This window comes from Flavobacterium sp. N3904 (assembly GCF_025947305.1).
Lineage (GTDB): Bacteria > Bacteroidota > Bacteroidia > Flavobacteriales > Flavobacteriaceae > Flavobacterium.
Genome location: NZ_CP110009.1, coordinates 2021923 through 2036208 on the forward strand (window position 1 = coordinate 2021923; position 14286 = coordinate 2036208).

Annotated in this window: 7 protein-coding genes, 2 tRNA genes and 3 rRNA genes; 6 read left to right on the forward strand and 6 right to left on the reverse strand. The window is 37.9% G+C overall.

Annotation, left to right across the window (positions count from 1 at the left end; genetic code table 11):
* Positions 1-99: 99 nt before the first annotated feature.
* Together OLM57_RS08455 and OLM57_RS08460 are read right to left on the reverse strand one after the other, a co-directional pair.
* Positions 100-990: an EamA family transporter gene (locus OLM57_RS08455; protein WP_264566764.1), complete on the reverse strand. Its 891-nt coding sequence runs from the start codon at positions 988-990 to the stop codon at positions 100-102.
* A gap of 91 nt (positions 991-1081) precedes the next feature.
* Positions 1082-1510 (reverse strand): DUF2721 domain-containing protein, encoded by a 429-nt coding sequence (locus OLM57_RS08460; protein WP_264566765.1) that lies wholly within the window; start codon positions 1508-1510, stop codon positions 1082-1084.
* 825 nt (positions 1511-2335) lie between these two features.
* Here OLM57_RS08460 and OLM57_RS08465 point away from each other — a divergent pair.
* From OLM57_RS08465 to OLM57_RS08490, 6 genes are all read left to right on the forward strand, one after another.
* Positions 2336-3849, forward strand: a 16S ribosomal RNA gene (locus tag OLM57_RS08465).
* 189 nt (positions 3850-4038) lie between these two features.
* Positions 4039-4112: transfer RNA gene (locus tag OLM57_RS08470), tRNA-Ile, on the forward strand.
* A 138-nt stretch (positions 4113-4250) separates the two neighbouring features.
* Positions 4251-4324 (forward strand) — tRNA-Ala (locus OLM57_RS08475).
* Between the two features lie 190 nt (positions 4325-4514).
* Positions 4515-7405: ribosomal RNA gene (locus OLM57_RS08480) — 23S ribosomal RNA — on the forward strand.
* 154 nt (positions 7406-7559) lie between these two features.
* Positions 7560-7669: ribosomal RNA gene (rrf, locus tag OLM57_RS08485) — 5S ribosomal RNA — on the forward strand.
* Together the 16S, 23S and 5S rRNA genes with 2 tRNA genes alongside form the textbook arrangement of a ribosomal RNA operon.
* 253 nt (positions 7670-7922) lie before the next feature.
* On the forward strand, positions 7923-8327 hold the full coding sequence (locus OLM57_RS08490) for a secretion protein (protein ID WP_264566766.1): 405 nt from the start codon (positions 7923-7925) through the stop codon (positions 8325-8327).
* Positions 8328-8620: 293 nt separating this feature from the next.
* Here OLM57_RS08490 and OLM57_RS08495 read toward each other — a convergent pair whose 3' ends face one another.
* The 4 genes from OLM57_RS08495 to htpG all read right to left on the reverse strand — a co-directional run bounded on the left by OLM57_RS08495 (position 8621) and on the right by htpG (position 14119).
* Positions 8621-9568, reverse strand: a complete 948-nt coding sequence (locus OLM57_RS08495) for an MASE1 domain-containing protein (protein WP_264566767.1) — start codon at positions 9566-9568, stop codon at positions 8621-8623.
* Positions 9569-9780: 212 nt separating this feature from the next.
* Positions 9781-10593, reverse strand: coding sequence for a hypothetical protein (locus tag OLM57_RS08500; protein ID WP_264566768.1), 813 nt, complete (start codon positions 10591-10593; stop codon positions 9781-9783).
* Between the two features lie 186 nt (positions 10594-10779).
* Positions 10780-11967 carry a pYEATS domain-containing protein gene (locus OLM57_RS08505; protein ID WP_264566769.1) on the reverse strand — a complete coding sequence of 396 codons (1188 nt, stop codon included), beginning with the start codon at positions 11965-11967 and terminating at the stop codon, positions 10780-10782.
* Between the two features lie 253 nt (positions 11968-12220).
* Positions 12221-14119 carry a molecular chaperone HtpG gene (gene htpG, locus OLM57_RS08510; RefSeq protein WP_264566770.1) on the reverse strand — a complete coding sequence of 633 codons (1899 nt, stop codon included), beginning with the start codon at positions 14117-14119 and terminating at the stop codon, positions 12221-12223.
* Positions 14120-14286: the final 167 nt, after the last annotated feature.

The window sequence follows — 14286 nt, forward strand, 5'->3', positions numbered from 1 at the left end:
AGATTGAATTCTAACAACTTCATTATTACGAAATTACATAAAAAAACGCAAAAAAAATAATTGTATTAATTTTTTTTGCGTTGAAAATCAGCATAATTACTATTTTTTTGATTTCAAATTCATTATGATTATAGCCAATAAAATAAGAATTATTCCAAACCATTGTGTTACGTTTACCTGTTCATGTAATAAAAAATAAGCCATTAAAACCGAAACCGGAAGTTCAAGTGCCGAAACAATACTGCCCAAGCCAATACCTGTAAGTGGAAATCCCGCATTCATGAGCATTGGTGGGATAATGGTGCCAAAAAGCGATAATATAATTCCCCATTTTAGAAATATTCCAAAGTTAAAAGCAGCGCTTTGTGTTGCCAAAGCGAAACCAAAAACGATAATAGCGCCTCCAAGTAGCATATATAGGCTTCTCTGTGCAGAAGATATTCCTAAAGCTACTCTATTTGCGGTAAACATAGTAGTTGTAAACGAAGTTGCAGCCATCATCCCCCAAATTAAACCTCTCCAATCGAGTTGAATCTCTTTTTTGAATAAATCTGTTGCCAAAACAGTTCCTATTAAAACCACAAAAACAGCAACTATTTTTTGTAATGAAGGTGCTTTTTTATCTAAAATCATTTCCAGTAAAACACCTATCCAAACTGTTTGCATTAACAAAACTATTGCGATGGACACTGGAATATATTTAACAGCAATATAATAAAAAACACTCGTCATACCCAGAGATGTTCCGGCAAACATCAGTTGAAAAATGTTTTTTCGGGAAGCTTTTACGACCTCATTGTCATTTTTCGCTTTTTGAAATGCATTAATGATTAGGACTCCTATGATACCTAATACAAATTGGGAAATTGTAACTTCTGCCGTAGTGTATCCCTCTTGGTAAGCCATTTTTACAAATGTCGCCAGCATCCCAAAACTAGTCGCTCCAAGCCCTACGAGAAATACACCTTTTAATACTGTGTTTTTATGCATTTTTTTATTTTGAATAAAGTGAATATCGTTCTGTAAGTGTTTTAAAGAAGACAGAATGAAACTTTTCTAAGCTGAGATTTGAAATACAAATCTATTTTTCAATAGTAGAATGATGTTCTTTTTCGAGTTCCTTATGTGTCAAATCGCTCAAATGCAAGCGCAAAGCATCAACAGAAATATTAATCTCCCAAAAACACAATGCCAAAGAGATCAACAAGGCAAGCAAACTGGAGCCGAATAAATATATTCCGATCAATTGATAATCCAAAAATAAAACAAGCATAGTAAAAACTGATAAAAATAAACTCAGTACACCGGCCATCTGCATTAATCGAATAAGTGTCAATCTTAGGTTGAGGTTCTTTATTTCCAATAGAATCATTCGATTTTCTTTCTCTTTATAAGCTTTTTTTAAACCACGTATAATGGTTGCTACGGTCAAAAAACGATTGGTGTATGCCAGTAAGATCAAAGAAGTAGCCGAAAAAAGTAAAGCAGGAGTTTCTATATGAAGTGTCATTTATTTTTTTAAGGGCAAAGTTCGACTTTTTGGGTATAAATAGCAACCATAACTCTACATTATAGAAAGCAAGCTAGATTTTAGTATACAATGCAAATCCATATAATTAGGAGCTATTTCCTGCTGTCATTCCAATCTTTTTTGTCCCGAAGAAAAATCGGGACAAAAAAGGATTTTCCCTTCCATCAGGGCTATGACCTTTGTTTGGGAAGAAAATAAGAAAAAAAAACATACACCTATATATAGGTAGCAATAATGTCGACAGGGAATTGATATCATGAATTGACACAAAAACGCACCAGCCAACAAAAAAAAACACTCTTCGCCGAGGCCAAGACACTCCCGAAACAAGGTAAAACCGTTCAATTTATCAAAAACACCTATTAGAAAATGGTAAATTCACAAAAAGGTTGTGCTGTAAATTGTGATATATCAATGTGTTAAAAAATAAGTGTAAAATTAAAGTAAAATAAATGTAAAAAGTCATTGTTTAAACGGATAAAGGGACTACTTTTGCACCCGCAACAGCGCATAAGTTCTTTAATATTCTGATAAGCAAAAACGAAATTAACACTGAAAATAAATTTTCAAAAAAGATTTCAAAAAGCTTGTGAGAGAAGAAAAAGCTTTGTACTTTTGCACCCGCTAATCGAAAGACTAGTGAGTAAAAAAAGAAGAATACGTTCCTAGACATATTGAATTGACAGCCGTTTTAAGAGAGATCTTAAAACAAAAGAATAAGAGTAATAGAATCGATAGATTTGAATATTGACCACTAGAATTGGAGTCGAATAACAATAGCTTAAGCAATTAAGCAAACAATATACGATGAAGAGTTTGATCCTGGCTCAGGATGAACGCTAGCGGCAGGCTTAACACATGCAAGTCGAGGGGTATAGTTCTTCGGAATTAGAGACCGGCGCACGGGTGCGTAACGCGTATGCAATCTACCTTTTACAGAGGGATAGCCCAGAGAAATTTGGATTAATACCTCATAGTATAGCGACATCGCATGATGATGCTATTAAAGTCACAACGGTAAAAGATGAGCATGCGTCCCATTAGCTAGTTGGTAAGGTAACGGCTTACCAAGGCTACGATGGGTAGGGGTCCTGAGAGGGAGATCCCCCACACTGGTACTGAGACACGGACCAGACTCCTACGGGAGGCAGCAGTGAGGAATATTGGACAATGGGCGCAAGCCTGATCCAGCCATGCCGCGTGCAGGATGACGGTCCTATGGATTGTAAACTGCTTTTGCACAGGAAGAAACACTCTCTCGTGAGAGAGCTTGACGGTACTGTGAGAATAAGGATCGGCTAACTCCGTGCCAGCAGCCGCGGTAATACGGAGGATCCAAGCGTTATCCGGAATCATTGGGTTTAAAGGGTCCGTAGGCGGTCTTATAAGTCAGTGGTGAAATCTCCCCGCTCAACGGGGAAACGGCCATTGATACTGTAGGACTTGAATTATTAGGAAGTAACTAGAATATGTAGTGTAGCGGTGAAATGCTTAGAGATTACATGGAATACCAATTGCGAAGGCAGGTTACTACTAATGGATTGACGCTGATGGACGAAAGCGTGGGTAGCGAACAGGATTAGATACCCTGGTAGTCCACGCCGTAAACGATGGATACTAGCTGTTGGGAGCGATCTCAGTGGCTAAGCGAAAGTGATAAGTATCCCACCTGGGGAGTACGTTCGCAAGAATGAAACTCAAAGGAATTGACGGGGGCCCGCACAAGCGGTGGAGCATGTGGTTTAATTCGATGATACGCGAGGAACCTTACCAAGGCTTAAATGTAGTTTGACCGGACTGGAAACAGTTTTTTCGCAAGACAAATTACAAGGTGCTGCATGGTTGTCGTCAGCTCGTGCCGTGAGGTGTCAGGTTAAGTCCTATAACGAGCGCAACCCCTGTTGTTAGTTGCCAGCGAGTCATGTCGGGAACTCTAACGAGACTGCCAGTGCAAACTGTGAGGAAGGTGGGGATGACGTCAAATCATCACGGCCCTTACGCCTTGGGCTACACACGTGCTACAATGGCCGGTACAGAGAGCAGCCACTGGGTGACCAGGAGCGAATCTACAAAACCGGTCACAGTTCGGATCGGAGTCTGCAACTCGACTCCGTGAAGCTGGAATCGCTAGTAATCGGATATCAGCCATGATCCGGTGAATACGTTCCCGGGCCTTGTACACACCGCCCGTCAAGCCATGGAAGCTGGGGGTGCCTGAAGTCGGTGACCGCAAGGAGCTGCCTAGGGTAAAACTGGTAACTAGGGCTAAGTCGTAACAAGGTAGCCGTACCGGAAGGTGCGGCTGGAACACCTCCTTTCTAGAGCCTTAGTGTTAGTATTTATACACGCTGAGGAAAGAAGACGAAAAGACTATTGGTTACAAAGATTGAGGTTATATTACTCTTGCTGTTAATTTATATAATAAATTTAGACTAAAAGATAATAGACTAAGAGATGATAGAAATTCTATTATCTAAAAAACTATCGTCTATCATCTAAAAAAAGAGTGTCTCGTAGCTCAGCTGGTTAGAGTACTACACTGATAATGTAGGGGTCGACAGTTCGAGTCTGTCCGAGACAACAAAACAGTTACGAATTTGTAAATTACGAATTACGAATTGAAAAAGTTCATAAACATAGATTGAAAGGAAATTCTAGGGTTGAAAGATTACGAATTACAGCAATTCATAATTCATAATTCACAATTCATAATTAAATTGGGGGATTAGCTCAGCTGGCTAGAGCGCCTGCCTTGCACGCAGGAGGTCAACGGTTCGACTCCGTTATTCTCCACTATTCTAGTGAATAGTAAAGAGTGAATGGTAATTAGTTTAGACTAATCACTACTTACTAAGTACTAATCACTAAGAAAAAAGTTCATTGACATATTGAGATAAGAAATAATAAAAAGTAGAAAGCAGTTTTTATACTTTTTAAGTATAGAAACGAAAAAAAACGGTCGTAATTAAGTTTACGATTGGTACAATAAGCAAAATAAGGGCGTATGGGGGATGCCTTGGCTCTCAGAGGCGATGAAAGGCGTGATAAGCTGCGAAAAGTTACGGGGACGGGCACACACCGATTGATCCGTAAATACCTGAATGGGGCAACCCACTATGTTGAAGACATAGTACACCGATAGGTGGGCAAACCCGCTGAACTGAAACATCTAAGTAGGCGGAGGAGAAGAAAACAAAAGTGATTCCGTAAGTAGTGGCGAGCGAACGCGGATTAGCCCAAACCAGTGTTGTTACGGCAATGCTGGGGTTGTAGGACCACGATATTTTATGCACAAAGAATTAGAATCTACTGGAAAGTAGAGCCAAAGAGAGTGATAGCCTCGTATAAGTAATAAGTGTAATAGATAGTGGTATCCTGAGTAGGGCGGGGCACGTGAAACCCTGTCTGAATTTGGCGGGACCATCCGCTAAGGCTAAATACTCCTGAGAGACCGATAGTGAACCAGTACCGTGAGGGAAAGGTGAAAAGAACCGTGAATAACGGAGTGAAATAGATCCTGAAACCATACGCTTACAAGCGGTCGGAGCCCTTTAGTGGGGTGACGGCGTGCCTTTTGCATAATGAGCCTACGAGTTAACGTTGCTGGCAAGGATAAGTGGTTAAGCCACGGATCCGTAGCGAAAGCGAGTCTGAATAGGGCGCTTTAGTCAGTAGTGTTAGACGCGAAACCGTGTGATCTACCCATGGGCAGGATGAAGCGCTGGTAACACAGTGTGGAGGTCCGAACCGGTTGACGTTGAAAAGTCTTCGGATGACCTGTGGGTAGGGGTGAAAGGCCAATCAAACTCGGAAATAGCTCGTACTCCCCGAAATGCATTTAGGTGCAGCGCTGGTCGCAAAGTTATATAGAGGTAGAGCTACTGATTGGATGCGGGGGCTTCACCGCCTACCAATTCCTGACAAACTCCGAATGCTATATAATGTTTACCAGCAGTGAGGGCTTGGGTGCTAAGGTCCAAGTCCGAGAGGGAAAGAACCCAGACCATCAGCTAAGGTCCCCAAATATATGTTAAGTTGAAAGAACGAGGTTTGTCTGCCCAGACAGCTAGGATGTTGGCTTGGAAGCAGCCATTCATTTAAAGAGTGCGTAACAGCTCACTAGTCGAGCGGACGAGCATGGATAATAATCGGGCATAAACATATTACCGAAGCTATGGATTTGTAATTTATTACAAGTGGTAGGGGAGCATTCTAACAGGGTTGAAGGTGTATCGTAAGGTATGCTGGACTGGTTAGAAAAGAAAATGTAGGCATAAGTAACGATAATGCGGGCGAGAAACCCGCACACCGAAAGACTAAGGTTTCCACAGCTATGCTAATCAGCTGTGGGTTAGTCGGGACCTAAGGCGAACCCGAAAGGGACAGTCGATGGACAACGGGTTAATATTCCCGTACTACTGATTACTGTGATGGGGTGACGGAGTGATGAAAGCGCCGCGAACTGACGGAATAGTTCGTTGAAGTACCTACCTATAAGCTGCGCAGGCAAATCCACGCGGCTTGGGGAAATACGATAGTACTCGGAGTCTTCGGACAAAGAGATAGTGCGCCTAAGGGCTTCCAAGAAAAACCTCTAAACTTCAGGTAATTAGTACCCGTACCGCAAACCGACACAGGTAGTCGAGGAGAGAATCCTAAGGTGCTCGAGAGATTCATGGCTAAGGAATTAGGCAAAATAGACCCGTAACTTCGGGAGAAGGGTCGCCTCTATGTAAAAATAGAGGCCGCAGTGAAGAGGTCCAGGCGACTGTTTATCAAAAACACAGGGCTCTGCAAAATCGTAAGATGAAGTATAGGGCCTGACACCTGCCCGGTGCTGGAAGGTTAAGTGGAGATGTTATGAGTAATCAGAAGCATTGAAATGAAGCCCCAGTAAACGGCGGCCGTAACTATAACGGTCCTAAGGTAGCGAAATTCCTTGTCGGGTAAGTTCCGACCTGCACGAATGGTGTAACGATCTGGACACTGTCTCAGCCATGAGCTCGGTGAAATTGTAGTAACGGTGAAGATGCCGTTTACCCGCAGTGGGACGAAAAGACCCTGTGCACCTTTACTATAGCTTAGTATTGACCTTGGATAAATGATGTGTAGGATAGGTTGGAGACTGTGAAGTGGCGTCGCCAGGCGTTGTGGAGTCATTGTTGAAATACAACCCTTTGTTTATCTGAGGCCTAACCCCGCGATTGCGGGGGACATTGCTTGGTGGGTAGTTTGACTGGGGTGGTCGCCTCCAAAAGAGTAACGGAGGCTTCTAAAGGTTCCCTCAGTACGCTTGGTAACCGTGCGTAGAGTGCAATGGCATAAGGGAGCTTGACTGAGAGACATACAGGTCGATCAGGTACGAAAGTAGAGCATAGTGATCCGGTGGTTCCGCATGGAAGGGCCATCGCTCAAAGGATAAAAGGTACGCCGGGGATAACAGGCTGATCTCCCCCAAGAGCTCATATCGACGGGGGGGTTTGGCACCTCGATGTCGGCTCGTCACATCCTGGGGCTGGAGAAGGTCCCAAGGGTTGGGCTGTTCGCCCATTAAAGTGGCACGCGAGCTGGGTTCAGAACGTCGTGAGACAGTTCGGTCTCTATCTACTGTGGGCGCAAGAAATTTGAGTGGATCTGATTCTAGTACGAGAGGACCGAATTGGACAAACCTCTAGTGTATCTGTTGTTCCGCCAGGAGCATCGCAGAGTAGCTACGTTTGGAAGGGATAAGCGCTGAAAGCATATAAGCGCGAAACCCACCACAAGATGAGATTTCTTTTAAGGGTCGTGGGAGATGACCACGTTGATAGGCTATAGATGTAAAGGCAGTAATGTCATAGTCGAGTAGTACTAATAACCCGTAAGCTTATGTACACCTTTTCCCGAGCCGCAAGGCTCGGGGAGAAACTTTCTAATAAAATACTTTTTATATTCTTTATCTCAGTATGTTACGATATTATTGCAATTACGAATTCAGAATTATGAATTACGACTTGCAGATAATTGCCCAAAGCAATTATAACAACCTTAAGGTGGTTATTGCGGCGGGGCTCACCTCTTCCCATCCCGAACAGAGTAGTTAAGCCCGCCTGCGCAGATGGTACTGCAGTTATGTGGGAGAGTATGTCGTCGCCTTTCTTTTTAAAAACCCTTCATCCTATCGATGAGGGGTTTTTTGTTTTGAAGAAGGTTTTAAATAAAAAAACTCAAAAACTCAAAGAAAGAACTATTCTAAATTACCTCGAATCTGTACTAAATTATCTCAAGAGTCAATACATCGTTTTCGTGTAGTTAAAATAGCAGTTGTATTGGAAAATACAGTTGCATTTTCAATGGAATTAGGATACTACTTTAGCCATAGAAATTATTACTAATTTAAAACAGCAGTATTATGAAAACGATTTTAAAACTTAGTCTAGTAGTATTAGTAGCGATGACTACCATGAGTACTTATGCAATCGATGGTGATTTTTTACTAAATGTAAAAAAAGGAACGGGTAAAGAAATTAGTTTTTCTGTAAACCAGATTCAAAAAGCCAATGTGACGATCTATGATAAATTCCACAATGTAATCTATAGCGAAATCGCCACCGGAAAAGGGGGTATCTTGAAAACCTATAGTCTTGAGGAATTTCCTGATGGCGTTTACTTTTTGGAAGTGGAAACCAATCTTAAAAAAGTGACACATGAAATCGTGATTACTAATCAAGCGACCACTTTGTCCAGAAAATCAATCGCCGAAGCTTACAAAGGGGAATTGAAAATGAAAAACCAAAATGTGGCTACAACGAATTAATTGGGTTACTGTTTAGGATACGATACTTACTTCGAAATTATGAAAAACAGCTCTTCTTTTTTGAGCTGTTTTTTCGTTTATAACGTAAAAACGAATTTATCAATAAAGCTGTTTTGTAAACGCCATTGCATGAGGGATGGAAACGGCATACCACGCTTTTGGGCGTGGATACAGTGGACAGCCCGACCGCGTTGCCAACAAAAAGCACTTACCAAGATGAAATGATGTGCAACGTGGGCATGCCCGAATCATGAACACAGTATTATTTTATAAAAGCGTAAAGACAATTGGGGTTATATTTTTGATTCTTCTAATTTTCTATGAAGGTAATCTGAATAGAAACCTGATAGAATTAAGGCAATCACTGTACTTAATCCAAAAAATGAGTTTAGGTAAATCAGAGAATCTTCAGCAGTGACAACTACAAAAGAACCGTAACCCAGATAACCGTAGATGGAAGATAATAATGCAAAGAGTGATGCTAAGATGGACACTCCCCGGATTCTAAAACGGAATGATGCCCATAATAAGATTAGTATAAATAGGTATTGATCGTCTGGATGATCGAAAGCAACTAAAACACAGACACAAATTGTTGCCAATCCTAATGCAATGGCTTCAAGAATAGAAGTGGAAATGATTTTTATGTGATAACGGTAAAACCAAGACAATATAAATGGGGTGAGCATTATGGTACCGATTAAATCGCCTTGCCACCAAGTTGTCCAATTGGAAACAAAATGATTTGGTGCATTGAGTCCAAATAGAGATAGTGCTGAAACACCCAATAAGGAGCAAATAGCACAATAAACAAAGCTAACTACTACAAAAATGATTACTCCATATCCATTTCGCAATGGGTATTCTCCTTTGTTGAATAAATTAATAAGATAGGTGGCGATAGCAGCACCTATAACAACACCTGTTGCTACAGTGCAAGCTGATAGTATGGTCTCGATTAGTGATTTGTCGAGCATTTTGCAAACATCCCAAAATGAAAACATATTGGCTATAAATGAACCTATCCAAATTCCAAATAATGCTCTGCGTCCTGCAATTAATACAGCTGCAAGAGCAAAACCAGCTTCAGGAAAAATGGGTGAAATATTATCAGGGGAAACCGTTATTCGGAAACTTAAAAAGGCAAGTATATTGTATACAAGAGCAACAAAAATAATTTTAAATAAAGATGATTTTAAAAAGAAAGGGGTGTAATAATCGTTTTTGGCCAATTTATACATAATGAATAGGTTTATCTTGTTTTTATGAATGGGTATCGCAATAGGATTAACAAATTTAGCATTTAATTTTAATTGTTTTAAATTTAATTTTAATACACGTCAACGTTGTTTTTTAATGAGGAATTACCATGTATCTTCTTGTTCTAATTAGGCTTAAAAAAAAAGAGACTGTCGTAAAACAGTCTCTCTAGAAATTTTTGCAAATAATAATTTTACATTGTAAAAGGGAAAGCTATTCCGCTTTGAGTATAAGTTCCGTTATTATCACAATCGCCATTGCCATAATCAATAACTCCATTTAAAAGAGTAGCTTCTACTTTTAATTGACCTTGTGAAATATAGTCGCAAGAGTATTTTTTGATTATTGGTTTTAAAACAGTTAAGGTAATTTTAGCACCATTTTGTTTTGTAACGGTATGGGTTCCTTCAGTCATTTCATAAATATTATCATCTAATGAAAGAGTTGAAACACCAGCTGTTTGTTTTATAGTATGAGTTCCTGAGTTTAGGTACACATCTCCTTTCGCATCGGTAAAAGTTCCATCAGTAACCGTTCTTGTCCATTGAGGAACATTTGGAGTTGCAGTGGTGTTTTTGTAAACAATTTTTCCCTCCACTTTATTGCCATTAACATAATAATTGACTCTTTCTACCGTCATTGTGCTTCCTGTTTCGGTTACATAATTTGAAAAAGTAATTTTTAGTTTTCCTTTTCTTGTAATGTTATTTGAAGTACAACCTGTTCCAAAGTCTACATAAAATGTTTTTGGGAATGTTGTTGTTACGGGATCCATAGTAATGATCGCGCAAGAACCAGTTAAAGATTTACCAGTTTTTTTGGCAGTTGAATGATCAAAAGATACTTGGGTACCAGTTTGAATATCCAATTCATTGACTGCATCAATTGATGCGGATGCAATTACTGGACTGTTATCTGTCGCTGATGCTATATCTTCTTTAGTACAAGAAGTAAATGTCAATGCTATAATGCTTAATGCGGAAAATAAAAAATTAGCTTTTTTCATAAAAATAATTTTAGTTTAAGTTTATTATTTGGGTATGCAAATCTAAACTTTATATTTAAAATCTAAATAAAAAAATTGTTAAATGTATTTTTAAACGCTTGATATTAATAAAGATATCGTTTTTTAAAAACAATTTGATTTTTTAATTCCATTTTTAATGGTATAAAAAGTAAAAGACACTAATTTTTAATGTATTTTGAAATAGCTGGAAACATCAGGCAGTTCAGCCAAATCAAGTTCTAACTCTGTAGTGCCGTAATCAACAAATGCCCCTACAGTAAATGATCCATAGGAATAGAATTCTGTTTCGGCACATTGATTTTCTACATTTGCCAGACGAATAGGAGGATCGCCAAAGGTATTGTGTAGAGCAAACAAAATCAAATCATCTGTTTGTAATGGATTTTTAATTGGGTTTGTAGATACAACTTTTAGATTTATTTTATATAAACCTTTGGCTTCTTCAGCTACTGTTGCTGTTAATTCGCGCTCATTATTAATGGCATTGTTTTTCCATTGTCCTTTTTGGGGGTCATTGTTATTCATTATTAACCCTCTTTGAAGTTTAATTTTTGCTTCACTTTTCATTTTGTCAACAAATAAAGTGATTGCTTTTTTGTCTTCTTTGGCATCTGACCCAGTAATTGTTTTAATCACGGTTTCAACATTGTTTTGACTTTGCGAAGATTCATTAACTTTTTTAAGTAAGGTTTTTGTAAGTTGTTCTTTTTCCTGAACATCGCTTTGTATTTGAATGATTTTTTGGTCTTTTTGAATGTTTTCTTCCTTAACTTTTAATACTTTTTCTTTTTCTTTCTCTAGTTCTTTTCTTATTAGATTATCATCAGCATTTTTATATTTATTTGACAATACCAGTCGCATATAATTGTACCCGATATACAACCCCAGAAAACCAAAATAAACAACAATTCCAATAGTATAAATGTTTAAAAAAGGAGTGTCATATTTTGCAGCTATGCTTACATATTCACCCAAAGACATTAAGTATCCTGGAATTTCTTTTAAATTGACCAAGCCTAGTCCGACAATTATTTTAGTAAGCCAATCTGAGATTTCGACCAAGCTATTGTTGAGTGAGTAATCGCTTTCTTTTTCATTATTTCTTTTCGGCATACCAAATAAAGTACCCATAAAAAAGGAACTAATAAAAGATGATATTGCGAGTAATAGGCCTATGAATAATATTCGGTTACCAATTTCCGGGAGGGAGATTGGGTAGCCAATTACAGTAACTATTCCTAAAAATAGACCGAGATATAAAGTAAGAATAATAGAATTTTCGGCATCTTTTCCTTTTGTTTTTTCTTCTTCAAATTCCTTTTCTATTTGGGTTTTGTTATCAGTGATCGTCATAAGCTAAGTTTTTTTAATTAGTTCTTGTTGGTTTGTCTGATTTAAAAAAGGCCTGCTGATTTTTGAAATTTAATTAATTGCTTAAAGTTATAAAAAATATCAACATGAAATTGGTTGTAAATACTTGTTTTTTAGATTTTTAAATGAATTAAAAGCAATGTTGACTATTGGTGTAAACAAAAAAAGCCTGCCAGTTTTCACCAGCAGGTCTTTCTTATTTCGATTAAACGATTTAACAGATAAACCGATTAAACTATTTTATCAAATCAAAACTTCTCTTTACAAAAGCTGTAAGTTCTTCGCCTTTCAATAGGTTTTGAGATAATTTAGCCAAGTCTAAAGCTTGTTTAACCAAGTTTTCTTGTGCCGATTTATCTTTGTTATTTAAAATGTTAGTAGCCAAATCTGAGTTGGTATTAACTACCAAATTATACATTTCTGGCATATTTCCCATTCCAAACATTCCGCCACCACCAGATTGACTCATTTCTTTCATTCTACGCATAAATTCTGGTTGCGTGATGATAAATGGAGCTGCATTGCTATCTAAAGCTTCCAGTTGAACCGTGTATGCTTTTGGAATATAAGTTTCTAAAGAAGTTTTTAAACTTTCTTTTTCATCTTCTGATAATTTTGATATTGTAGTCTCTTCTTTTTTGATTAAGTTGTCAATATGGTCTGAATCGACACGTACAAAATGCAATCCGCTATTATCTCCCTCAATTTTTTGAATTAAATGCGAGATAATTGGAGAGTCCAAAAGCAATACTTCATATCCTTTTTCTTTTGCAATTTCGATATAAGAGTGTTGTGCTTCTTTATTTCCTGCATATAGAACAATCAGTTTTCCGTCTTTATCGGTTTGTTTTTCTTTTAGGTTTTCTTTCAATTCTTCAAGAGTGAAGTATTTGTCGTCTACTGTTGGGTACAAAACAAAAGCTCCTGCTTTTTCATAGAATTTATCCTCAGATAGCATTCCGTATTCGAGAACAATTTTAATGTCGTTCCATTTTTGTTCAAAATCTTCACGATTTTCTGTAAACAAAGATTTCAATTTATCGGCAACTTTACGAGTGATATAGTTTGATATTTTCTTAACAGCACCATCAGCCTGTAATCCTGAACGAGAAACATTCAAAGGAATATCCGGAGAATCAACAACACCACGAAGCATCATCAAGAATTCAGGAACAATTCCTTCTACATTATCCGTTACGTACACTTGGTTTTGATACAATTGGATTTTGTCTTTCTGAATTTGCAAATCAGAACCCAATTTTGGGAAATACAAAATACCAGTTAAATTAAACGGATAATCAACATTTAAGTGAATATGAAACAATGGTTCTTCAAACTGCATTGGATACACTTCACGGTAGAAATTTTTGTAATCTTCATCAGAAAGTTCTGTTGGTTGTTTAGTCCAAGCCGGATTTGGGTTGTTGATGATATTGTCAACTTCTACTTCTGTAAAAGTATTTTCTTTGTCTTCAGATTCAACAAATTCTCCCTTTTTCTGCTCTATTTTTTCTTTTTTAGTTCCAAATTTAATTGGAATCGGCATGAACTTATTGTACTTATTTAATAAGCTATTGATTTTGAAATCTTCAAGAAATTCAAGAGAATCATCGGCAATATGCAATATAATTTCAGTTCCGCGTGTAGTTTTGTCAGCTGGTTCCAAGGTAAACTCAGGACTTCCGTCGCAAGTCCAGTGCGCAGCCGGTTCATCTTTGTAAGATTTAGTAATAATTTCCACTTTTTCGGCAACCATAAAAGCAGAGTAAAATCCAAGTCCAAAATGACCAATAATTCCTGAATCTTTGGCAGAATCTTTGTATTTGTCTAAGAATTCTTCGGCTCCAGAAAAAGCAACTTGATTAATGTATTTTTCAACTTCATCGGCGGTCATTCCCAGACCTTGATCAATAATGTGGATTTTTTTTCCTTCTTTATCAATTTTAACTTCAATAATTGGAGTGCCATATTCTACTTTGGCTTCACCAATGCTGGTAAGGTGTTTTAATTTTAAAGTCGCATCGGTTCCGTTTGAAATCAATTCACGCAAGAAAATTTCGTGATCACTATATAAGAATTTCTTGATTAAGGGAAAGATGTTTTCAACCGAAACATTAATTTTACCTGTTGTCATATTTTAAATTTTTAAAGGTTTTACAATCTGTTTTATTTAGCTTTCAAATAGAGTACCAAATAATGAAGATGTGACAAATTGTCGCAAGTGGTAATTTTGAAACAAAAAAAATAATTTTGAAACAATATAAATAATTTGCTGCGTACCTTTGTAGGAATATTAATTTT

What these genes read in the sequence shown, in the direction of transcription:
- OLM57_RS08455 (WP_264566764.1), bottom strand. Translation starts at nt 990, where the DNA reads ATGCATAAAAACACAGTATTAAAAGGTGTATTTCTCGTAGGGCTTGGA.
- OLM57_RS08460 (WP_264566765.1), bottom strand. Translation starts at nt 1,510, where the DNA reads ATGACACTTCATATAGAAACTCCTGCTTTACTTTTTTCGGCTACTTCT.
- OLM57_RS08490 (WP_264566766.1), top strand. Translation starts at nt 7,923, where the DNA reads ATGAAAACGATTTTAAAACTTAGTCTAGTAGTATTAGTAGCGATGACT.
- OLM57_RS08495 (WP_264566767.1), bottom strand. Translation starts at nt 9,568, where the DNA reads ATGTATAAATTGGCCAAAAACGATTATTACACCCCTTTCTTTTTAAAA.
- OLM57_RS08500 (WP_264566768.1), bottom strand. Translation starts at nt 10,593, where the DNA reads ATGAAAAAAGCTAATTTTTTATTTTCCGCATTAAGCATTATAGCATTG.
- OLM57_RS08505 (WP_264566769.1), bottom strand. Translation starts at nt 11,967, where the DNA reads ATGACGATCACTGATAACAAAACCCAAATAGAAAAGGAATTTGAAGAA.
- htpG (WP_264566770.1), bottom strand. Translation starts at nt 14,119, where the DNA reads ATGACAACAGGTAAAATTAATGTTTCGGTTGAAAACATCTTTCCCTTA.